A 21159-nucleotide genomic window follows, 5' to 3' on the forward strand; every position below is an offset into this window, starting at 1 on the left:
ACCGATCACTCGGTGTCGCGTGCCTGCTCGGCGAGGAAGCGTTCCAGCTCCGCCCCCAGCTCTTCGGCGCTCGGCAGCGCCCCGCCGGGCTCGGCCAGCAGATTTCCGGCCCGGCCGCGCAGGAAGGCGTCGTACTGCCCCTCCAAAGAGGTCACGAGGCGGCTCGCCTGCTCGTCGTCGGCGACCTGCTTGTCGATCTCCGCGCGCACCTCGGTGGCCGCCTCGTGCAGGGCCGCGGTGGGCAGCACCAGGCCGGTCGTGTTGGCAACCGATTCGATGAGGAGTTCGGCCGCGGCCGGATAGGTGGTCTGGGCCAGGTAGTGCGGGACGTGGGCGGCGTATCCCATCGCGTCGTGGCCGGATTCGCCGAGGCGGAATTCCAGCAGGTTGCCGACGCTCGCCGGCACCTGGACCCGCTGCAGCCACGATTCGCGCTCGCCGAGCAGGCGGCGGTCGGTGGCGTGCGCGGTGACGCTCACCGGGCGGGTGTGCGGCACGGCCATCGGGATCGCGTTGAGGCCGACGGTGAGGCTCACGCCGAAGCGATCGATGAGCGCGCGTACGGCCTTGATGAACCGTTCCCACTGCAGGTCCGGCTCGGGGCCGGCGAGCAGCAGGAATTGCGTGCCGGTCAGGTCTTTCAACAGGTGCAGCGCCAGGCTGGGACGTTCGTAGCTCTCCCAGTGGTCCTCGACGAAGATCATCGGAGGGCGGCGCGAGCGGTAGTCGAGCAGCTGGTCGAGGTCGAACGTCGCTATGACGCGTCCCTCGAACTGTTCCAGAAGGTGTTCGCGGGAGAGTTGGATGGCGCTTCCCGCGTCGACGAACCCCGTGAGTGCCTGGACGAGCACCACGCCGTCCAGGTCAGGCAGGTCGTCGGCCAACTCGTAGAGCCCGTGTGGGTCGAGCACGCTGCGGACCTCCTCATGTACGTCGCCCGTGGAGCCACGGGCGATAGGAGGACAACGCCCGTAGGTTCGGGTTCATTCCCGCGGTCCGCGACGAGTCAGACGCGGAACTGCGCGACCAGCGACTGGAGTTCCTCGGCGAGGCGGGCCAGTTCGCCGGCGGTGCGCTTGGACTCGGTCACGCCCTCGTTGGTGCTCTGCGCGGCCTCGGCCACGCCGGAGATGGTGCGGGCGATCTCGGTCGAACCGCTCGCGGCCTCGGCGACGCTGCGCCCGATCTCGCTGGTGGTGGCGGTCTGCTCCTCCACGGCCGACGCGATGGTGTCGGAGTACGCGTTGATCCGCTCGATCACCGCGGCGATCTCGCCGATGGCGTCGACGGCGGCGGAGGTGTCGGTCTGGATCGCCTGGATGCGCTGGGAGATCTCCTCGGTCGCCTTGGCGGTCTCCTGCGCGAGGTCCTTGACCTCACTGGCGACGACGGCGAAGCCCTTGCCGGCCTCGCCGGCCCGGGCGGCCTCGATCGTGGCGTTGAGCGCGAGCAGGTTCGTCTGCTCGGCGATGGAGGTGATCACCTTGACGATGTTGCCGACCTCGGCGGACGAGACCCCGAGCTTGGCGACCGTGGTGTTCGCCGACTTGGCGACCTCGACCGCGCCGCGCGCCACGCTGGCGGCGTCGGTGGCGCTGCCGGCGATCTCCCGGATCGAGGCGGTCATCTCCTCGCTGGCGGCCGCGACGGTGTCGACGTTGCTGCTCACCGAGCCGGCGGCCGTCGAGACGACGGCGGCCCGCGAGCTGGTCTGCTCGGCGTTGACCGCGATGCGGTTGCTCACCTCGGCCATCTCCTGCGCGGAGCCGGCCAGGGTGTGGCTGCTGCCGGTGATCCGCGAGATCGTGTCGCGCAATGTGGCGGTGGCCCGGTCGAGCTGCTCGCCCATGCGGCCGACCTCGTCCTTGGCCTGCATGCCGGCCGTGCGGGTCAGATCGCCCGCGGCGATGCCGTCGATGACCTCGGAGACCACCCGTACCCGTGCCACGATGCTGCGGGCGATGGCCAGGCCGAGCAGGGTCGCCAGCGCGAGACCGACAAGCAGCGTGGTGATCACGATGGTCCGGGCCGAGCTGTTCGCCTCGGCGACCGCGGCGACCCGATGTTTGGCGCCCTCGTCCTCCTTCGCCGTGAGCTGCTCGAGCTTCTCCTTGGAGGCGAGGATGGCCGGGATCAGCTGCTCCTGACGCGCGGCGATCGTGGCCGTCGGGTCGCCGGCGTCGGCGGTCTTCAGATAGGCGTCGCGGGCGGCCTGGTATTTGCCCCAGAGCGCCAACGTCTCGTCCGTGAGAGCGGGATCGACCGACTTGGCCCGGTATGCGGCGGCGGTCGCGGCGATGCGGCCGTCGAGTTCCTTGATCATGGCCGCGAGCTCCGGCACCGGCGTCTGGCCGTAGGCGATCACGTAGCCGTGCATCGAGCCGACGTCCGAGGTGACCCGGTTCAGCTGCTGCAGCCCGGTGTAGCTCTCCTTGTAGAGCCTCTCGCCGACCGTGTTCACCTGGGCCAGACGGGCGAGGGCGACGATGGCCACCGTGGCCGCGACGATCGTCATGGCGCCCACGATGATCAGGATCTTCGTGTTGAGCGACCGGTTGCCGACCCAGGCGCGCAGCGGATTTCCGCTGGCGGTCCGGCGGGGGGACGACAGTGCGGTCTTCTCGGCGGAAGGCATGTGGTGGCGACCTCGCGGTAGTGGGCGGGGGACGTGATCGTCCCCTCTCACTATCGGTTGCCGGGCGGTTTCGCTGAGGTGGTATCCCTCACGCCGGCCTCAGACGGTCAGCGGCCGGTGCGCGTCCAGGTGCTCCGCGACCTGAGTGGCGGACAGCGGGCGGGAGAAATGGTAACCCTGCGCGAAGCGGTAGCCGAGCCGGAAGAGGGTGTCCGCCTGCTCGGCGGTCTCCACGCCCTCGGCGATGGCCTGCAGGTGCAGGCCGTTCGTGATCTGGATCATCGCGGTGGCGATGACCGCCTCCTCCGACCGGCCGCCGATCCCGTCGACGAACGACTTGTCGACCTTGAGCGTGTCCGCCGGGCAGGTGCGCAGCAGGCCGAGCGAGGAGTGACCGGTGCCGAAATCGTCCAGTGCGATCCGCACGCCGAGGGTGACCAGATTCTGCAACGTGTCCAGTGCGACACCGCCGTCGAAGACCGCGGTCTCGGTGACCTCGACGACCAGCTTTTCCGGGTCGAAGCCGGTGTCGGCCAGGGCCGCGCGTACGTCGGCGGCGAAGCCCGGTTCGCGCAACTGGCGGGCGGACACGTTGACGCCGATCTCGGCCGGTGCGGCGGCGCCGTAGCGCTCCTGCCAGTCAGCGGCCTGACGCAGCGCGGTCCGCAGGATCCAGTCGCCGAGCGGCACGATCAGTCCGGTGCGTTCCGCGATCGGGATGAACACGTCCGGACCGATGAAGCCCCGCTCCGGGTGCTTCCAGCGGATCAGCGTCTCCAGTGAGGTCCACTCGCCGCCGGGCAGGGCCACGATCGGCTGGTAGACCAGCGTGAAGTCGCCGTTGTCGAGGGCCCGGCGCAGGTCGGCGCCGAGTTGGGCGTCGGCGGCCTGGTCCTGCTCGAGGCGGGCGTCGTAGACGGCGTGCCGGCCCTTGCCCCGCTCCTTGGCGGCGTACATGGCCAGGTCGGCGCGGCGCAGGAGCTCCTGCGGGCTGGCCTCCGGCCACACCTCGGCCAGGCCGATGCTCGCCTTGACCAGCAGGTCGTAGCCGAGCGCGTGGACCGGGCGGGTCAGGGATTCGGCGATCCGGTCCAGAACCTCGGTCGCCTCGTCGCTGCGCAGGCCGTGCAGCAGCAGGCCGAACTCGTCGCCGCCGAGCCGGGCCACCACGTCGTCCTCGCGGACCGCCTCGCGCAGCCGCTCGGCGACGACGACGAGCAGGGCGTCGCCCACGGCGTGACCGAGCCGGTCGTTGATCGCCTTGAAGTCGTCCAGGTCGATGAGCGCCAGGCTGAGCGTGTCGGCGTCGGTGCCCGAGCCGTCGGTCGCGGCCAGCGCCTCGCTGGTCCGCTGTTCGAACAGCGAGCGGTTGGCGAGGTCGGTGAGAGCGTCGTGGCTCGCCCGGTGCTCGAGCTGGTGCTGGAAGCGGTTGAGCTCCAACAGGCTGGCGTCGACGCGACGCAGCAGGCGGCCGTTCTCGGAGAGGGCGTTGATCTGGCGGGCCACCACCAGCGCGGTGAGGACCACGGCGGCCAGGGCGACGTTCAGGACGACGTGTCCCGCCCCGCTGCTGACCACCAGGAGCAGGGCGTCGGTGCAGGCGACCGCGACATAGGTCACGATGCTGAAGGAGTCTCCCTGCTGGACCGGGACCCGCAGGTGGGCTGCCCGGCGCTGCCGGTCGGCCGCGAAGGCGACGCACAGCAGGGTCGCCGGCACGAACATCATCGAGCCGCTGAGGCCCGGGTGCAGCTCGACGAAGATCGGGAAGAGCCCGCCGCCGGCCGCCCCGATGGCCGCGCCCACGGCCAGCAGCCGCAGGGCGACCCGGTCCAGGCCGCCGAAGCCGCTCACCGCGACCTTGACGAAGGCGAGCGAGCCGATGAGACCCAGCGCGGTGAGCGTCAGGATGGGCAGGGCGTTGCCGCTGCCGTCGTGCCAGGCGTCGAACACCCGGGTGATGAGGTACCAGCAGAAGATCCCGAGCGTGACGGTGACCGTGGCGGCGTCCAGGACGAAGCGGACCATGGTCCGGTCCCGCCGCCCACGGGCGCCCACCGGTAACCACAGCAGGGTCCAGAGCAGGACCACCATGGCCAGGGCGTACGCGATCGTGGTGGGAATGTCGTGGTCCTGGTCCACGGCCGTGGGATTCATCGCGTAATGCCGGGCGTCGCCCGCGACCCCGAGCACGATGAAGGCGCAGACCACGGCGAGAGAGCGCCAGACGCGTGCGGTCACGCGGTCGAGCCCGTCCGCGGAAGCGGTGTGCCAGCAGGCCCAGCCCGCGACCATGGTGCCGACGATGGCCGGCATCCAGCCCCAGGCGACCTGGATCCGCTGTTCGGCGTAGTTGACGGCGAAGAGCATGATGGAGGCCACGCAGACCGCGGCCGCCGTCAGCAGCACAGGAGTCGGCCGCAGCCGCTCCACCTGCTGTTCGTCGACCGTCATGCGGCGGTGCCTCCAGATGCGTCCCGGTGTTCCCGTCATTCGCTAATCGGTCGCACCGGGTAGGGCATGAGCAGAACACCGCGACGGGTACCGTCGCGTTGCTACCGCGGAGCTCGGAAAGCGGTGAACCCATGTCATGCACGTGCATCTGCAAGGCACAATGACATTGGCTCTCCCTCGTCCCCCTCGGAGCGAACTGGTGAACGAACCCGTCGTACCCTCCTCGCCGGCCCCGTCCGACGACGCCGGCCTTCCCGGCTCCCTGTGGGCCAGGATGAAGGCCGACCCGCAGTACGCCCCCGAACACCTCGCCCTCGAGGCGGTTCGCCGGATCGGCCCCCAGGCCCGGCTCTGGGCCGAGCGGGCGCGGGAGGAGCAGCCCGGCGTCACCGCCGACGCCCTGGCCGACCAGGCCGTCAAGCGGTTCCTCAGCCACGCCCGACTGTCCGGCGCCGTGTCGGGTGCCGCCGGCCTGCCCGGCGCGGTGGTCGACGTGGGCGTCCTCGCCTGGACCCAGGCCAGGATGGTGTTGCACATCGCCGCGGCGTTCGGCGTCGACCCGACCGGCTCAGAGCGCGCCACCGACCTGCTCGTCCTGCAGAAGGTGCACAAGGTCGCCGAGGCGGCCCGGCTCGCCCTCGGCGTGGCCGCGGGTCGCGAGCGGGCGAGCCGGCTGTTCGCCGTGGCCGGAGACCGACCGCTCAGTGGCGTGATGCTCCGGCTGGGCGTCAAGCTCGCCCAGATGGCCGGCGTCCGCGCGGCCAAGAGCATGTTCGCGAAGATCGTGCCGGGCGCCGGGGTGGTCCTCGGCACCTGGGTCAACTCAGCCGCCACCAAGGACCTCGCCCGCCGTACCCGGGAGCTCTACGCCTCGACTCCTAATGTCGCCCCCGCCGTCGACGATCTGACCCGGTATCGACGGGACTAGCGAGACTGGGAGGGCACAAATGAAGCACCGACGACGCTGGCTGCTGCTTTTGGCGCCCCTCCTGCTCACCGGCTGCGGCGCGCTCGGCGGTTCGGCAACCGCGGAGAAGGCGAGCTCCGAGGTGGCGGTCGCCGAGGGGGCCGGCAGCGGCGATTCCTGGCTCGTGGTCGCCCGGGGCAGCGCCACGCCCTCGCCCACGCCGTCCAGTGGCGTGCCGCCGTACCCGCTGCCGACCGCCACCGGATTCCTGCCGAAGCCGACGCCCACGAAATCCAGGCCCGCTGCTCGGTGTACGCCGTACACCGTGCACTTCACCCGCATCGGTTCGCTCGACGTCGTCACCGGCACCACCACCGCGACCGCCACCTGGAGCGACGTCAACGGGTACAACCTCATCGAGTACCGCCTCACCGCGCTCGCCCAGGACCTCAAGCCGGGTAAGCAACGTGCCATCGAATGGGTGGAGATTCCCGCCCAGGAGAACTGCGGGACGTTGACCGCCACGGTCAAGGGCCTCGACCCGAAGACCGGCTACGTCCTGTCCCTGGACGCGGTCGTGACCACCAACAGCGGCGAGGGCACCCGGTCCGGCACGATCCGGCGGTCGGGCGTCGTCTACACCAAGTAGTCCGTCAGGCTCAGCCGCGGCACGTAGCCCTGCCGCCGGGCCCGGGCCAGATCCAGCACCATGCCGTCGGTGAGCTGGTCGACGGCGTAGCGGGTCAGCGACGGCGACACCAGGGCCAGCCCACGGGCCAGCCCCGCCGGTATGTGCCGGACCGGCACCCCGAGCACCCGGCCGAGCACCTCGTCACGCCGGTAGGCCGCCGCGTCCGCGATGTTGTAGGCCCCGGCCGCCCAGCCCGGCGCCGCCAGGCAGGCCGCCGCCAGATTGCCCACCGAGGTCAGGCTCATCGCCACGTCCGCGCCCGGCAGCCACGCGTATCCGCCCCGGACGACCCGACGCAGTCGGGGCAGCAGGTGCCGGTCGCCGTCGCCGTAGACCGCCCGCGGCCGCAGGACGACCGCGCCCGCGGCCAGGGCCAGTCGCTCCCCGGCGGCTTTCGTGCGACCGTACGCGCCGCGCTGGCCGTCGACCGGGTGATCCTCGCGCACCGGCCCCGAGTAGGGCCCGGGCCGGTACACGCTGGCGCTGCTCACCCACACCACCGGGCGGCCCCGGGCGGCGTCCAGCAGGCGTGCCGTGCCGTCGACGTTGACCGCCCGGTAGGCCGCCTCGACGTGGCGGCCGGGGCGGGGATCGCCGACGGCCGCGGCGAGGTGCACGACCGCGTCGGCGCCGGCCAGGTCCGGAAGCTCGCGGGCGGCATCCCACCGCACGTACGCGCCCACGGGACCCGGGCGCCGGCCGAGGCAGACCACGTCGTGCCCGGCCGACGCGGCGAGCCGGGCGACGGCCGCGCCGCAGAAGCCGGAGGCACCGGTCACCGCGAGCCTCATGACGCCCGCACCACCAGCGTTCGCCACGAGGGCAGAGCCGCGCGGCGGTCCACCCGCGCCCGCACCACGACCGGCCGGTGCGGCGCGAGCGCCCGCAGCACGTCGCCGAGCTGGGTACGGGCCAGCCGGGCGCCGGGGCAGGCGTGCGGCCCGATCCCGAAGGCGAGCTGGGCGATCCGCGCGGGCGCCGGCCGGCGCGGATCGGGGTCGAGGCGGTGCGCGTCCAGGGCGTGCCGGGCGATGAGCAGCATCCGGTCGCCGGCGCGCACCGGGCAGCCGTCCACCAGCTCGCCCGGCGCCGCCGCGACCCGTGGCAACAGGGGCGTGGGGGCGGTCACCCGCAGCAGTTCGTCGGCGAGCGCCGGAAGGTGTGCGTGGTCCCAGAGGGCGGCGTCGCAGGCCCACGCCGCGGCGCGGGGCACGGCGGCGACCGTCGTGGTGATCGCGGCCACCGCGAGCATGGCGGCGAGCGGGGCGTGTTCCGCGCCGTCCGGTGCGAGCAGCGCGGTGAGTCTTTCCGTGGCGGCGCGCGCCGCCACGTCAGCACCCCGCCGGCGGATGCCGGGCAGGTGGGCCCGGGCCGCCGCCGCGGCGGCGTCGCACGCCGCTCGGGCGAGCGCCGGGCCGTCGACCCGCACGCCGAGCAGTTCGGCGGCGGTGGCGCCGGCCAGCTCGGCGGCGACCGGCACGAGGTCGACCTCGGCGCCGTCGGCCAGCGGGCGCAGGCGCCGCTCGAGCAGCCGCGTCCACGTCGGCCGCAGCTCGGCCACGCCCGACGCGCCCAGCGCGTCGGCGGTGTCCCGCCGGGCCCGACGGTGCGCGTCGCCGTGCTGGTCGAAGAGGAGCTCGCCGCCGGCCAGCCGACCGGCCGCCCCGCCGGTGGTGCCCGGTGCCGTCCGGTCCAGCGGCACCCGGGTGAGGGCGGCGACGAACGCGGCCCGGTCGTGCACGAGCAGCGTGCCGCCGAGCCGCAGGACCCGACGCCGGCGGGTGGCCGCGAGCAGGGCGAACAGCACCGGGTGGCTGCCGAGATAGACCCGGCGATCCCGGGTACGGGCGTTCATCGCACATGCACCGCTTCCGCCGCGGGCCGGTAGCGCCGGTCCCAATGCCACAGCAGCGTGCGGCGCGGTCCCCAGGCGCGCAGCCGCCGCAGGCTCGTCTCGACGATCAGATCCTCGGCGCGGACGATCCGGCCGCTGTGCTCGCGGGCCCGGTTGAGCAGCGTCACGTCTTCCGCGCCGTCCTCCAGGGCCTCGCGCGCGGTACCGCCGCAGCGTTCGTACAGCTCGGCGGTGATCGCCAGATTGTGGCCGTGGACCAGCACGAACGGTGTCCGCGCGGACGCCGAGCGGTGCTGCCACCGGCCGACGCGGGCGGCGGCGCGCACCGCGGCGGGATAGACCGTGCGCTGCGCCCACGTGGGATTCTCGTCGAGCCGGGGAACGCTGCGTCCGCAGGCCAGCTCCACGCGCCTCAGCAGGGACCGTCCGGTGGCGACCCAGTCCGGGGCGGGCAGGCAGTCCGCGTCGGTCCGCAACAGCTTCGTGGCGCCGCCCGCGATGGCGTACCGGAATCCGGTGTCGGCGGCCCTGCCCGCGCCGGGAAGGGGCTCGGTGACCACCCGGACGTCGCCGGCGAACCCGGCCGCGATCGCCGCGGTCTCGTCGGTGGACGCGTTGTCCACGACCACCAGCGTGAAGTCGCGGTCGGACTGGGCGGCGAGGGCGGCGAGCGCCCCGGGCAGCAGCCGGGCCTCGTTGAAGGCGGGCACCACGACGGCGAGCTCTCTCATGCGCCGGCCGCCAGGCGGGCGGTGGCGGCCCGGTCCGGCTTGCGGGACCGGCCGGAGAGCGGGACATCGGCGAGCACCACCGCGTCCGGCCGCGCCGAGCCCATCCGCTGGAGCGGGACGCGCAGCGCCGCCCGCACGGCGTCGGCCGAGGCGCCGGGCGCCGGCTGCACGACCGCGACGACCCGCTCGTCGCCGTCGCCGTCCGGCACGCCCACGATCACCGCCAGCTCGACGCCGGCGACGTGCAGCGCGGGTTCGTACAGTCCGGGATAGATGTTCTCGGCACCGCGCAGGATCATGTCCTTGCAGCGGCCGCCGAGCACCACGCGGGTGCCCTGGACCCGTCCGACGTCACCCGTGCCGATCCACTCGTGCGGCGGTTCACCGAGGTATCGGTGGGCGGCGTTCGGGCCGGAGAGCAGCAGCTGGCCCCGCTCGTCGGTGCGGGCCCGCACGCCGGGAACGAGGTCGCCGACCAGGTCGCCGTCGCCCGCGAACGCGGCCTTCTCGGTGCTCTCCACGGCCGCGGCGGGGAACACCTCGGTGAGCGCGTAGACGCCCCAGGCCCCGTCCGCGCCCGCTTGCCGGACCCGCGCGAGCAACCCGGCGCTGACCGGGGCGGACCCGCTGTAGACGCGGCCGCTGAACCGGATGCCGGCGGCGAGCGCGGCGCGCAGTTGCGGCGGCGTGAGATAGCTCGCCTGGGGTGCCAGGCCCGCTGTCTGCCGGGCCAGCAGGGCCGGGCGACGCTCGGGCAGGGCGACCGGGGCGCCGGCGGCCAGCGAGGGGACGAGGACGAAGAACGTGCCGCCCAGCACCGGCCGGTCCGAGCGCACCCGGACCAGATCGTGCACGGTACGCAGGCCCGCGGTGAGCCCGGACCGGGTGTGGACGACGGCGCGCGGACGACTGGTCGTGCCGGACGTGAAGACCACCACCGCGTCGCCGTCCCCGTCGTAGCCGCGGGGGGCCGGTCCGGCGGCGGGCCTCAGCGCCGCCGCGCTGCCCGGCAGCCGCCGCCCGACGGTGACGACCGGCGCCAGGGCGGTGAGCTCGGGCAGGGCCAGCCGGGCGCGACGGGCCAGCGGCGCGGCCCAGCCCGCGACGGCCTGCGCCGCCGCGTCGGCGAGCACCAGTCGCGGCTCGGCCAGGGCGAGCCGGGCCAGCAGCACGTCCGGGCCCGCGGCCGGGTCCAGCACCGCGACCCGCAGGCCCAGGTGGTACGCCGCCAACAGGACGGCGAGCGAGCGCGGTCCGGGGCGTACGGCGACGCCGACCGTGTCGCCGGCGGTCAGCCCACGGGCGTGCAGGGCGGCCGCGTAGCCGCCGACGAGCCGGCTCAGCTCGCCACGGGTCGCCCGCACCACCACTCTGCCGCCGCGCCGACAGCCGAGCAGGGCCGGGCGAGGATCGTCGTCGCGCAGGCTCGCGAGGAGTTCTCCGAGCATCAGCGCGGATCCGTCGTGAGCGAGCCGCTGCCGCGGTCGAGATACCACCGGGCCGTGCCGACGATTCCGTACGCCGCCAGCCGCCGCGTCGAGTTCTCCACGATCATCATCCGGCTCCGCCGGATCGCGGGCGTCGTGCGGCGTACCCGGTTGAGAAACGTGCGGTCGGTGGGCGAGGGACGACGGGGCATGCCGCCGCACGCCAGATAGAGCTCCGCGGTGATCGCCATGTTGTTGCCCGCGTGCATCCGGTAGGGCGCCAGATAGCCCTTGCGGTGCGCCGGTCGCAGCCGCCCGAACCCGGCGGCGATCGCCACGAGGACGCGGAACACCGCCCGACCCAGCGGACCGTGTTCGTCGCGCCGCGCGGTGATCCGGCCGCAGACCAACCCGGCGCCGCCGGTCAGCCCGGCCCGCGCCGCCGCCAGCCATCCCGGCCGGGGCAGGCAGTCCGCGTCCGTACGCGCCAGCAGCGTGGCGCCCCGCGCGATGGCGTGCCGAAAGCCGGTGTCGACCGCGCAGCCGACGCCCTTCTCCGTCTCGACCAGCACGTGCACCGGAAAGGGGGCCCGGAAGCCCCGCGCGATGTCCGCCGTGCCGTCGGTCGAGCCGTTGTCCACCACGAGCAGCTCGAAGTCCGTGTCGGTCTGCGCCGCCAGCGCGTCGAGGGTCTGCCTGATCCGCGCCGCTTCCTCGTAGGCCGGCACGACCACCCACATGGCGGTCACGACGACACCTCCCAGACCATGGTCATCAGGCTGACGCCGCCGCCGAGACCGACGAGCAGCACCCGATCGCCGGGTCGCAGTTGGTCGCGGACCCGGGCGAGTTGCACGCCCAGCGTGGCGCTGGCCAGGTTGCCCAGCTCGGCCACGGTGACCTCGAGCTTGTCGGCCGGGACCCCGGCCACCTCGATGAACCGCCGCAGGTAGGGCACGGTCACCTGGTGTACCAGCACCTTGGCGTAGTCGTCCCAGCCGAGGCCGGTGCGGTAGGCGACCCGTTCGAGCAGGCCGATTCCGATCTTCTCGAAGATGCCCCGCAGCCGGCGACCGTCTCCGGTGAAGTAGGTGTGCTCGTCGCCGCGCGGATGCCGTGAGCCGCCGCCGAAGATGCCGCCGACCGGCCAGTGCTCGGAGTGGGTCTCGCTGTCGACGTCCACGATCCCGCCGGTCTCGACCGGCTCGACCAGCACCGCCGCGCCCGCGTCGCCGAAGGTGTAGCCGGCCATCGCCGTCCTCGCCTGGGCCAGGCCGTCGAGCCGCGGTCGCATCGCGCGGCTCGGGGTCTCCCCGGTGACGACCAGGGCCCGCCGCGCCCGGCCCGCCATGATCATCGAGCGGGCCAGGTCGATGCCGTTGAGGAAGCTGTTGCAGGCGTTGGTGACGTCGAGGGCGTGCGCCCGGCTGCCCAGGGCCGCCTGCACCACGTGGGCGGTCGCCGGCTCCACCATGTCCCGGGTGGCGGAGGCGAACAGCAGCAGGTCGACGTCGAGCGCGTCCAGCCCGGCCCGGGCCAGGACCCGCCGGCCGGCGCGGACCGCGAGGTCGGAGGCGTACTCGTCGTCGGCGGCGACCCGGCGACGGTCGATGCCGGTCGCCCGCGCGAACATTCCGGCCCGCAGCGGCAGGCCGCTCGCCGCGGCGACCCGTTCTTGCAGGTCGGCGGTGGTCACCTCCCGCTCGGGAAGGGCACTTGCCACCGCGGTGATGCCCACGTGAACAACGATCGAGGTCATGGGCGCCAGCCTTCAGCATCGCCGGGGCCTGGTGCGTGAGTAGAACGGCTCAAATTTTCTAGGCCCTAAGCTTCGCGACATGCAACCCATTGTCGACACGGTCGTGATCCTGGCGATCTGTGTGCTCGGGGCGGCGCTCGCCCGGCGGCTCGGGTTCATCGCGCCGCTCGTGCTGCTGGTGGCCGGCCTGGGCCTGTCCTTCGTGCCCGGCGTCCCGGAGATCCAGGTCGAGCCGGAGCTCGTGTTGATCGGCATCCTGCCGCCGCTGCTCTACGTGGCGGCCCTGCAGACCAACCTGGTCGCGTTCCGGCGGGCGCTGCGGCCGATCCTCCTGCTCGCCGTCGGGCTGGTGATCTTCACCGCCTTCGTCACCGGCTTCGTCCTGCACGCCCTGTTGCCCGAGGTGCCCCTGGCGGCCTGCGTTGCCCTGGGCGCGGTGGTCGCCCCGCCCGACGCGGTGTCGGCGACGGCGATCGCCCGCCGCATCGGCCTGCCCCGGCGGGTGGTGGTCATCCTCGAGGGCGAGAGCCTGCTCAACGACGCCACCGCCCTGGTCATGGTCCGGATCGCGGCGGCGACGCTGCTCGGCTCGGCGGTGGGGTTCGCCGAGATCGCGGGCGAGGTCGCGCTGAAGGCCGGCGGCGGCGTGCTGCTCGGCCTGGCCGCCGCCGTGGGCGCGGCCTGGCTGCACCGCAGGATCGTCGACCCGCTGCTGGACGACGCCGTGTCGCTGCTCACCCCGTTCGTCGTGGTGATCGTCGCGGAGCAGGTGCACTCCTCCAGCGTCGTCGCGGTCGTGGTGGCCGGCCTCTACCTCGGGCACCGCGTCCCGTACCTGCTGTCGCCGACCTCGCGGCTGCAGATGGACGCGGTCTGGCGGCTGATCACCTTCCTGCTCGAAGGCGTCGTCTTCCTGCTCGTCGGGCTCCAGCTACGCGAGCTGATCGGTCACCTCGAGACCGACGGGGCGACCACCGCCCGGGTGACGGCGCTGGTGTTCCTGACCCTCGTGGCCGCCCGTTTCGTGTGGATGTATCCGGCCACCTACCTGGCCCGCCTCGTCCCGCGGATCCGGGCCCGCGAGGAACGGCCGCCGCCCGCGGTGCCGACCGTCGTCGCCTGGGCCGGCATGCGTGGCGTCGTCACGCTCGCCGCGGTGCTGACCCTGCCCGAGGCCGCCGAGGTGCCCGGCGGGTATCCGCGCGACCTGTTCGTCTTCGTGGCGTTCGCGACCATCGTGCTGACCCTGCTGGTCCAGGGCACCACACTGCCGATGCTGGCCCGGCGGCTGGGCGTGCGGGAGGACACCGCCGCCGAGGACGCGCTCGCCGAGGCCACCGTGCAGCACGCGGCGAGCCGGGCGGCCCGGGAGCGGCTGGAGGAACACGCCGACGGCGCGCCCGCCTCGGTCGTCGAGCGGCTGCGGGCGCTCACCGACAGCCGTGCCAACGTGGCCTGGGAGCGGCTCGGCAGCCAGGAGCAGGAGACCCCCTCAGCGGCGTACGGTCGGCTGCGACGCGAGATGATCACCGCCGAGCGGCACGTCTTCAAGATCGCCCGCAACGAGGGGCGGATCTCCGAAGAGGTGCTCAACCGCGCGCAGCGCGAGCTCGACCTGGAAGAGTCCCAGCTGACCCGGAGCGACGATTGACCTGCCAACATCTGTCAGACGCCACCGAGGCCGTGCCCGCGTCGCCCTACGACGCCGGCTGCCCGGAGTGTGTGCCCGCCGGCTTCACCGACTGGGTCCACCTGCGGCTCTGCCTCGACTGCGGCTACGTGGCCTGCTGCGACTCCTCGCCGCGGCGGCACATGTCCCGACACCACGAGCAGACCGGCCACCCGGTGATGCGGTCCTACGAGCCGGGCGAATCGTGGAAGTGGTGTTTCGTCGACGAGGTGCTGGGCGGCTGACCCCTGGCCGGGCGCAGGCGAACTATCTGGGGGTAACCGGACAGTCGCGCGGACGTCACCCCCCGCATCGGTGAGAATGACCGCTGACGCGGCCGTACAGGATTGAACCGCGCCCCGGCGGGGCAATCGAGCCCCGCCCACGGCGAGGCCCTCGCGGCCGCGGGTACCGACGGTCGAGGGCGGGAGCAGGCATGCAGGTGTGGCCGGGGCACCGGTATCCACTGGGGGCGACGTACGACGGGACGGGCACCAACTTCGCGATCTTCTCGGAGGTCGCCGAGGCCGTGGAGCTGTGCCTGTTCGATGCGTCGGGCAACGAGCGCAAGGTCCAACTGCACGAGCAGGACGCCTTCGTCTGGCACGCCTACCTGCCGGGCGTCGAGCCGGGTCAGCGGTACGGATACCGGGTGTACGGGCCGTACGACCCGTCGCGCGGGCTGCGCTGCAATCCGCACAAGCTCCTGCTCGACCCGTACGCGCGGGCTGTCGACTCGGACATCGACTGGCATCCGAGCCTGTACGCGTACGACTTCGACAACCCGGATCAGATGTCCGACCTCGACTCGGCGCCGCACATGGCCAAGGGTGTGGTCGTCAACCCGTACTTCGACTGGGGCAACGACCGGCGCCCGGACATCCCGTACCACCATTCGGTGATCTACGAGTCGCATGTGAAGGGTCTCACCGAGCGGCATCCCGAGGTGCCCAAGGACATGCGCGGCACGTACGCGGCGATCGGCCACCCGGCGATCATCGAGCATCTCGCCAAGCTGGGCGTGACCGCGCTCGAACTGATGCCGGTGCACCAGTTCGTGCACGACAACCGCCTGGACGACCTGGGCCTGCGCAACTACTGGGGCTACAACACCCTGGGCTTCTTCGCGCCGTACCACGGGTATTCGGCGATGGGCTCGCTCGGCCAGCAGACCCAGGAATTCCGGGGCATGGTCAAGGCGCTGCACGCCGCCGGCATGGAGGTCATCCTCGACGTCGTCTACAACCACACGGCCGAGGGCAACCATCTGGGCCCGACCATGAGCCTCAAGGGGATCGACAACCGGACCTACTACCGGCTCGTCGACGATCAGCCGAATTTCTACATGGATTACACGGGTACGGGTAACAGCCTCAACGTGCGCAGTCCGCAGAGCCTCCAGCTGATCATGGACTCGCTGCGTTACTGGGTCACCGACATGCACGTCGACGGCTTCCGCTTCGACCTCGCGTCCACCCTGGCCCGTGAGTTCTACGACGTCGACCGCCTCTCCACCTTCTTCGAGGTCGTGCAGCAGGACCCGGTGGTCGGGCAGGTGAAGCTCATCGCCGAGCCGTGGGACGTCGGCCCCGGCGGCTACCAGGTCGGCAACTTCCCGCCGAACTGGACGGAGTGGAACGGCAAGTACCGCGACACCGTGCGCGACTTCTGGCGTGGGGAGCCCGCGACCCTGGCCGAGTTCGCCAGCCGGATCACCGGCTCCGCCGACCTCTACCAGGACGACGGCCGCAAACCGTTCCACTCGATCAACTTCGTGACCGCGCACGACGGGTTCACGCTGAACGACATGGTCTCGTACAACGACAAGCACAACGAGGCCAACGGCGAGGAGAACCGCGACGGCGAGAGCCACAACCGCTCCTGGAACTGCGGCGTCGAGGGCCCGACCGACGACAAGGCCGTGCTGGCCCTGCGGGCCAAGCAGCGGCGCAACTTCCTGGCCACGCTGATGCTCAGCCAGGGCGTGCCGATGATCTCGCACGGTGACGAGCTGGGCCGCACCCAGCAGGGCAACAACAACGCGTACTGCCAGGACAACGAGATCAGCTGGATCGACTGGGACAACGCCGACGAGACGCTGCTCGAGTTCACCCGCAAGCTGACCGCGTTCCGCCACCGCCACCAGGTCTTCCAGCGGCGCCGGTTCTTCACCGGCCTGCCGGTCACCGCCCGCGGCGGCGGCGACCCGCTGCCGGATCTGGAGTGGTTCACCCCGGACGGTCGCCAGATGGCCGGCGACGACTGGGGCAACGACTTCGGCCGCGCGGTCGCCCTGTTCGTCAACGGCGAGGGCATCCGTGAGCGCGGCCAGTACGGCCAGCGGCACGTCGACAGCTCGTTCCTGCTGTTCTTCAACGCCCACGACGCGCCGATCGAGTTCGTCACCCCACCCACCGAGTACGGCGAGAAGTGGGAGAAGGTCATCGAGACCGCCGAACCATCGCCCGACCGCCCCAACGTCGTCGAGGCGGGCTCCACGATCCTCGTTCCGGACCGCTCCCTCATCGTCTTGGACAGGACGGTTTAATGCCCCCATCTGACCGCCCCGCCACCGCCCACGACCGGACTAAAGGCTTCCCTGCTGGTACCTACCGTGTCCAGATCCGTCCCGACTTCGGTTTCAAAAGCACCGCGGAGCTCGCCGACTACCTGGCCGACCTCGGAGTCAGCCACCTCTACACAGCGCCGATCCTCACGGCGGGACCCGGCTCCGAGCACGGCTACGACGTCGTGGACCACCAGCGGGTCAGCCCGGCGCTCGGCGGGGAGGAGGGCCGCCTGGCCCTGCGGGCGGCCCTGGACGCGGCCGGGCTGGGACTGGTCGTCGACATCGTGCCCAACCACGCCGGGGTGGGCGTGCCGGCGGCGAATCCGGCGTGGTGGGACGTGCTCAAGAACGGTGAGCGATCGCTGTACGCGAAATGGTTCGACATCGACTGGTCCGGCGGCAGGCTGCTGATCCCGGTGCTGGCCGACGACCCCGCCGCGCTGGACGAACTGCGCGTCGAGGACGGGGAACTGCACTACTTCGACAAGCGGTTCCCGATCGCGGACGGAACCGGCGAGGGCACAGCCCGCGAGGTGCACGACCGGCAGCACTACGAGCTGGTCAACTGGACGCGCGGCGACGCCGAGCTCAACTATCGGCGCTTCTTCGCCATCGTCGACCTCGCGGGTCTGCGGGTCGAGGATCCGGAGGTCTTCGACGCCACCCACCGCGAGATCCTGCGCTGGTACGCCGAGGGCGCGGTGCAGGGCATCCGCGTCGACCACCCCGACGGCCTGCGCGACCCGGGCGGGTATCTGCGCCGCCTGCACCAGGCGGCACCCGACGCCTGGCTCGTGGTCGAGAAGATCCTCGAGCCGGGGGAGGAGCTGCCGGACTGGCCGGTCGCCGGCACCACCGGGTACGACGCCCTGTCCGAGGTCTGCGGCGTGTTCGTCGACCCGGGCACCGAGGCGTTCTTCGACACCCTCGACCACCACCTGACCGGCGGCACCACGAGCTGGCAGGACCTGGTCCACGAGACCAAGTACCAGCTCGCCACCACCCAGCTCGCCGCCGAGCTGGCCCGGTTGTGCCGGCTCGCGCCGGAGATCGAGGGCGCGGGCCCGGCGCTCGCCGAGCTGGCCGCCTGCTTCCCGGTCTACCGCTCGTACCTGCCGTTCGGGTCCCGGCATCTGGCCAAGGCCCGGGCCGAGGCGGGCCGCCGCCGGCCGGCCCTGATCCCGGTACTGGACCGGCTCACCGCCCGGCTGCGCAACCCCGCCGACGAGCTCGCGCTGCGCTTCCAGCAGTACACCGGCGCCGTGATGGCAAAGGGCGTCGAGGACACCGCCTTCTATCGCTGGACCCGCTTCACCGCCCGCAACGAGGTGGGCAACGACCCGGCGAAGTTCGGGGTGAGCCCCGACGAGTTCCATCAGTTCGCCGAAGAGCGACAGCGGAAATGGCCGCACGGCATGACCACGCTGTCCACTCACGACACCAAGCGCAGCGAGGACGTCCGGGCCCGGCTCGCCGTCCTGTCCGAGCTGCCCGGCGACTGGACCGAGGTCGTCCGTCGCTGGACCCGGGTGGCCCCGCTGCCGGATCCCGCGCTGGCCCACCTCGTCTGGCAGGCCGCGGTCGGCGCGTGGCCGATCGAGCGCGACCGGTTGCGGGCGTACGCGCTGAAGGCGGCCCGCGAGGGCGGCGTCGGCACCAGCTGGACCCGGCAGAACGAGGACTTCGAGGCGGCGCTGGGTGCTCTGGTCGACAGCGTCTACGACGACCCGGCCCTGTACGGCGAGGTCGACGGCTTCGCCCGGTCCATCACCGCTCCCGGCTGGTCGAATTCGCTCGGTCAGAAGCTCGTGCAGCTCACCATGCCCGGCGTCCCGGACGTCTACCAGGGCACGGAGCTGTGGGACTTCTCCCTGGTCGACCCGGACAACCGGCGGCCGGTCGACTTCGGAGCGCGCCGCGAGTTGCTCGCCCGCCTCGACGACGGCTGGCAGCCGCCGATCGACGCCACCGGCGCGGCTAAGCTGCTGGTCACCAGCCGCACGCTGCGCCTGCGCCGGCGGCGTCCGGAGCTGTTCACCGACTACCGCCCCGTGTACGCCGAGGGGCGAGTCGCCGAGCACGTGCTCGCCTTCGACCGCGGCGGGGCGGTCGTGGTGACCACCCGCCTGCCGGTCGGATTGTCACGCCACGGCGGCTGGCACGACACCACGTTGTCACTCGATGGTCATACCTGGACGGAAGCCTTCACCAGCACCAGCTATGGCGGGAGTCGTCTGGCGGTGGCTGACCTGCTGCACACGTACCCTGTCGCGTTGCTGGTGAAAGAGTGACCATGACCCTCTTCGAAGTGTGGGTTCCCGAGAAGACCGTCAGGCTGCGGCTCGACGGGGTGGACCGCGACATGGAACGCGGCGACGACGGGTGGTGGCGGCTCGAGGTGCCCGAGGCGGGGCCCGGCAGCGACTATGCGTACGTTTTGTCGGATCACGACAGCCCGCTTCCCGACCCGCGGTCGAGGTGGCAGCCTGAGGGCGTGCACGGTCCCAGCCGGGTGTACGACCACGCGGCCTTCCCCTGGACGGACGGCGCCTGGACCGGACGTCAGCTCCCGGGCTCCGTCCTCTATGAACTGCACGTCGGCACCTTCACCCCCGTCGGCACGTTCGACGCGGCCGTCGAGCGGCTGGACCACCTCGTCGCGCTCGGCGTCGACCTGGTGGAGCTGCTGCCCGTCAACGCCTTCAACGGCGAGTACAACTGGGGCTACGACGGCGTCTGCTGGTACGCGCCGCACGAGGCCTACGGCGGCCCCGACGGGCTCAAGCGCTTCGTCGACGCCGCGCACGCCAAGGGGCTCGGCGTGGTGCTGGACGTTGTCTACAACCACTTCGGGCCCAGCGGCGCGTACGCGCCCATGTTCGCGCCGTACCTGAGCGCGGCGGGCGCCAACCCGTGGGGCGCCTCGGTCAACCTCGATGGGCCGTTCTCCGACGAGGTCCGCCGCTACGTCGTCGACAGCGTGCTGGCCTGGCTGCGCGACTACCACGTCGACGGCCTGCGGCTGGACGCCGTGCACGCGCTGGTCGACCACAACGCGATCCATCTGCTCGAGCAGGTGGCGGCCGAGGTGGAGAGCCTCTCGGTGCATCTGGGGCGGCCGCTGTCGCTGATCGCCGAGTCCGACCTCAACGACCCCACCCTCATCACGCCGCGGGAGGCGGGCGGGCACGGGCTGCACGGCCAGTGGGCCGACGACGTGCATCACGCCCTGCACACGCTGCTCACCGGGGAGCGGCAGGGCTATTACGGCGACTTCGGCTCGCTCGAGTGCCTGGAGACGGTGCTGACCGGGGCGTTCTTTCACGCGAACACGTGGTCGAGCTTCCGGCGGCGGCACCACGGCCGGCCGGTGGACCGGGCCCGGACGCCGGGGCACCGCTTTGTGGCGTACCTGCAAAATCATGACCAGATCGGTAACCGCGCGGTCGGCGACCGGCTCTCGGCGACGCTGTCGCCGGGGTTGTTGAAGGTCGGCGCCACCCTGCTGCTGACCTCGCCGTTCACGCCCATGCTGTTCATGGGCGAGGAATGGGCGGCGAGCAACCCGTGGCAGTTCTTCACCAGCCATCCGGAGCCGGAGCTCGCGGCGGCCGTGCAGACCGGCCGGCGGCGCGAGTTCGCCTCGCACGGCTGGGCCGAGGCGGAGGTGCCGGATCCCCAGGACCCGGCGACCTTCGAGCGTTCCAAGCTCGACTGGGCAGAGCGTGACAAACCGGGCCACGCGGAGATCCTCGACCTGCATAAGCGCCTCATCACGCTGCGCCGTCAGCACGCCGACCTGTCCGACCCGCGGCTCGACCGCGTCGACGTGTGGCACGGCGATCAGCATGTGGTGATGCGCCGCGGCCGGTGCCTGGTGGCGGCCAACCTGGCGCCGGTGCCGCAGACCGTGAGCCTGCGCGCGGTGCCCAGCAAGGTGCTGCTCGCCACCGAGCCCGGGGTGGTGCTCCAGCGTGACCGGGTAGAACTGCCGCCGGAGACGGCGGTGGTGGTCTTCGCCCGCTGATCAGCGTTGCGTCCGCCCCGGTCGCGGCCATGCGCCACCATGGTCACCATGTGGGGCTTGAAGCGGCGTCGCAAGCGGCGCAAAAAGGGAGACTGCGACATCGTCGCGTGCAACTGCGATTTCTGCGACATTCCAGGCTGTGACTTCGGCCTGCTGAGCACGACCCTGCTGGCCTTCGCCCGGCTACCCGGCGGGCGCGGAACGCCGGGCTCCGGCACCGATCGGGCCGTGACGACGGCCATCCGCGGCTATCGCCGGATTTCTCCCCGGCTGCCTACCCGGTGCCGCTTCACGCCCACGTGCAGCGCCTACGGGCTCGAGGCCGTGCGCCGCTACGGCAGCCGCAAGGGCCTGCGGCTCACCGCCGGTCGACTGCGCCGCTGCCGGCCGGGTGTCACGTTCGGTACCGCCGACCCCGTTCCGTGACCTTCGTCC

At 72.3% G+C, this 21159-nt stretch carries 17 protein-coding genes; 8 read left to right on the top strand and 9 right to left on the bottom strand.

Annotation, left to right across the window (positions count from 1 at the left end; all coding sequences use genetic code 11):
* Positions 1 to 5: 5 nt before the first annotated feature.
* The 3 genes from AB0M36_RS03380 to AB0M36_RS03390 form a co-directional block, all read right to left on the bottom strand.
* Positions 6 to 911: a PAC2 family protein gene (locus tag AB0M36_RS03380; protein ID WP_364151591.1), complete on the bottom strand. Its 906-nt coding sequence runs from the start codon at positions 909 to 911 to the stop codon at positions 6 to 8.
* 95 nt (positions 912 to 1006) lie between these two features.
* A complete protein-coding gene (locus tag AB0M36_RS03385; protein WP_364151593.1) occupies positions 1007 to 2635 on the bottom strand; it encodes a methyl-accepting chemotaxis protein in 1629 nt (542 codons plus the stop codon).
* A 99-nt stretch (positions 2636 to 2734) separates the two neighbouring features.
* The gene (locus AB0M36_RS03390; RefSeq protein WP_364151595.1) at positions 2735 to 5089 is read right to left on the bottom strand and encodes an EAL domain-containing protein; all 2355 of its coding nucleotides are present in this window, start codon (positions 5087 to 5089) and stop codon (positions 2735 to 2737) included.
* Positions 5090 to 5249: 160 nt separating this feature from the next.
* On the opposite strand from AB0M36_RS03390, the gene AB0M36_RS03395 reads away from it, so the two are divergent.
* Together AB0M36_RS03395 and AB0M36_RS03400 are read left to right on the top strand one after the other, a co-directional pair.
* A complete protein-coding gene (locus AB0M36_RS03395; RefSeq protein ID WP_364151597.1) occupies positions 5250 to 6017 on the top strand; it encodes an EcsC family protein in 768 nt (255 codons plus the stop codon).
* A gap of 19 nt (positions 6018 to 6036) precedes the next feature.
* On the top strand, positions 6037 to 6645 hold the full coding sequence (locus AB0M36_RS03400) for a hypothetical protein (RefSeq protein ID WP_364151600.1): 609 nt from the start codon (positions 6037 to 6039) through the stop codon (positions 6643 to 6645).
* Here the strand turns inward: AB0M36_RS03400 and AB0M36_RS03405 are convergent.
* From AB0M36_RS03405 to AB0M36_RS03430, 6 genes are read right to left on the bottom strand one after another with little or no spacing between them, the layout of a single operon-like run.
* Positions 6633 to 7478: an NAD(P)-dependent oxidoreductase gene (locus tag AB0M36_RS03405; protein ID WP_364151603.1), complete on the bottom strand. Its 846-nt coding sequence runs from the start codon at positions 7476 to 7478 to the stop codon at positions 6633 to 6635. The two genes, AB0M36_RS03400 and AB0M36_RS03405, sit on opposite strands and share 13 nt — an antisense overlap.
* Positions 7475 to 8542 (bottom strand): cytochrome P450, encoded by a 1068-nt coding sequence (locus tag AB0M36_RS03410; RefSeq protein ID WP_364151606.1) that lies wholly within the window; start codon positions 8540 to 8542, stop codon positions 7475 to 7477. The genes AB0M36_RS03405 and AB0M36_RS03410 overlap by 4 nt, the downstream gene beginning before the upstream one ends.
* The gene (locus AB0M36_RS03415) at positions 8539 to 9273 is read right to left on the bottom strand and encodes a glycosyltransferase (protein WP_364151609.1); all 735 of its coding nucleotides are present in this window, start codon (positions 9271 to 9273) and stop codon (positions 8539 to 8541) included. The genes AB0M36_RS03410 and AB0M36_RS03415 overlap by 4 nt, the downstream gene beginning before the upstream one ends.
* Positions 9270 to 10721, bottom strand: a complete 1452-nt coding sequence (locus AB0M36_RS03420) for a class I adenylate-forming enzyme family protein (RefSeq protein ID WP_364151612.1) — start codon at positions 10719 to 10721, stop codon at positions 9270 to 9272. The genes AB0M36_RS03415 and AB0M36_RS03420 overlap by 4 nt, the downstream gene beginning before the upstream one ends.
* Positions 10721 to 11440, bottom strand: coding sequence for a glycosyltransferase family A protein (locus AB0M36_RS03425; protein ID WP_364152249.1), 720 nt, complete (start codon positions 11438 to 11440; stop codon positions 10721 to 10723). The genes AB0M36_RS03420 and AB0M36_RS03425 overlap by 1 nt, the downstream gene beginning before the upstream one ends.
* Positions 11441 to 11445: 5 nt before the next feature.
* Complete coding sequence (locus AB0M36_RS03430) at positions 11446 to 12459, bottom strand: 3-oxoacyl-[acyl-carrier-protein] synthase III C-terminal domain-containing protein (RefSeq protein WP_364151615.1); 1014 nt, start codon at positions 12457 to 12459, stop codon at positions 11446 to 11448.
* Positions 12460 to 12538: 79 nt separating this feature from the next.
* Between AB0M36_RS03430 and AB0M36_RS03435 the strand changes: the two genes are divergently transcribed.
* The 6 genes from AB0M36_RS03435 (at position 12539) to yidD (ending at position 21150) form a co-directional block, all read left to right on the top strand.
* Positions 12539 to 14110 (top strand): Na+/H+ antiporter, encoded by a 1572-nt coding sequence (locus AB0M36_RS03435; protein WP_364151618.1) that lies wholly within the window; start codon positions 12539 to 12541, stop codon positions 14108 to 14110.
* Positions 14107 to 14373 (top strand): UBP-type zinc finger domain-containing protein, encoded by a 267-nt coding sequence (locus AB0M36_RS03440; protein WP_364151621.1) that lies wholly within the window; start codon positions 14107 to 14109, stop codon positions 14371 to 14373. Before AB0M36_RS03435 ends, AB0M36_RS03440 begins: the two co-directional genes overlap by 4 nt.
* 191 nt (positions 14374 to 14564) lie before the next feature.
* Complete coding sequence (gene glgX, locus AB0M36_RS03445) at positions 14565 to 16676, top strand: glycogen debranching protein GlgX (protein ID WP_364151624.1); 2112 nt, start codon at positions 14565 to 14567, stop codon at positions 16674 to 16676.
* A complete protein-coding gene (gene treY / locus AB0M36_RS03450; RefSeq protein ID WP_364151627.1) occupies positions 16676 to 18988 on the top strand; it encodes a malto-oligosyltrehalose synthase in 2313 nt (770 codons plus the stop codon). The genes glgX and treY overlap by 1 nt, the downstream gene beginning before the upstream one ends.
* A 2-nt stretch (positions 18989 to 18990) precedes the next feature.
* Entirely contained in the window at positions 18991 to 20724 is a 1734-nt protein-coding gene (gene treZ, locus AB0M36_RS03455) for a malto-oligosyltrehalose trehalohydrolase (protein WP_364151629.1), read from the top strand.
* A gap of 228 nt (positions 20725 to 20952) precedes the next feature.
* Entirely contained in the window at positions 20953 to 21150 is a 198-nt protein-coding gene (yidD, locus tag AB0M36_RS03460) for a membrane protein insertion efficiency factor YidD (RefSeq protein WP_364152252.1), read from the top strand.
* The last annotated feature ends 9 nt before the right edge of the window (positions 21151 to 21159 follow it).

The sequence above is a fragment of the Actinoplanes sp. NPDC051346 genome, from assembly GCF_040682215.1.
Classification (GTDB): Bacteria; Actinomycetota; Actinomycetes; order Mycobacteriales; family Micromonosporaceae; genus Actinoplanes.

What these genes read in the sequence shown, in the direction of transcription:
- AB0M36_RS03395 (WP_364151597.1), top strand. Translation starts at nt 5,250, where the DNA reads ATGACATTGGCTCTCCCTCGTCCCCCTCGGAGCGAACTGGTGAACGAA.
- AB0M36_RS03390 (WP_364151595.1), bottom strand. Translation starts at nt 5,089, where the DNA reads ATGACGGTCGACGAACAGCAGGTGGAGCGGCTGCGGCCGACTCCTGTG.
- AB0M36_RS03435 (WP_364151618.1), top strand. Translation starts at nt 12,539, where the DNA reads ATGCAACCCATTGTCGACACGGTCGTGATCCTGGCGATCTGTGTGCTC.
- treY (WP_364151627.1), top strand. Translation starts at nt 16,676, where the DNA reads ATGCCCCCATCTGACCGCCCCGCCACCGCCCACGACCGGACTAAAGGC.
- AB0M36_RS03430 (WP_364151615.1), bottom strand. Translation starts at nt 12,459, where the DNA reads ATGACCTCGATCGTTGTTCACGTGGGCATCACCGCGGTGGCAAGTGCC.
- AB0M36_RS03425 (WP_364152249.1), bottom strand. Translation starts at nt 11,440, where the DNA reads ATGTGGGTGGTCGTGCCGGCCTACGAGGAAGCGGCGCGGATCAGGCAG.
- glgX (WP_364151624.1), top strand. Translation starts at nt 14,565, where the DNA reads ATGCAGGTGTGGCCGGGGCACCGGTATCCACTGGGGGCGACGTACGAC.
- AB0M36_RS03415 (WP_364151609.1), bottom strand. Translation starts at nt 9,273, where the DNA reads ATGAGAGAGCTCGCCGTCGTGGTGCCCGCCTTCAACGAGGCCCGGCTG.
- AB0M36_RS03400 (WP_364151600.1), top strand. Translation starts at nt 6,037, where the DNA reads ATGAAGCACCGACGACGCTGGCTGCTGCTTTTGGCGCCCCTCCTGCTC.
- AB0M36_RS03385 (WP_364151593.1), bottom strand. Translation starts at nt 2,635, where the DNA reads ATGCCTTCCGCCGAGAAGACCGCACTGTCGTCCCCCCGCCGGACCGCC.
- AB0M36_RS03410 (WP_364151606.1), bottom strand. Translation starts at nt 8,542, where the DNA reads ATGAACGCCCGTACCCGGGATCGCCGGGTCTATCTCGGCAGCCACCCG.
- AB0M36_RS03420 (WP_364151612.1), bottom strand. Translation starts at nt 10,721, where the DNA reads ATGCTCGGAGAACTCCTCGCGAGCCTGCGCGACGACGATCCTCGCCCG.
- AB0M36_RS03405 (WP_364151603.1), bottom strand. Translation starts at nt 7,478, where the DNA reads ATGAGGCTCGCGGTGACCGGTGCCTCCGGCTTCTGCGGCGCGGCCGTC.
- treZ (WP_364151629.1), top strand. Translation starts at nt 18,991, where the DNA reads ATGACCCTCTTCGAAGTGTGGGTTCCCGAGAAGACCGTCAGGCTGCGG.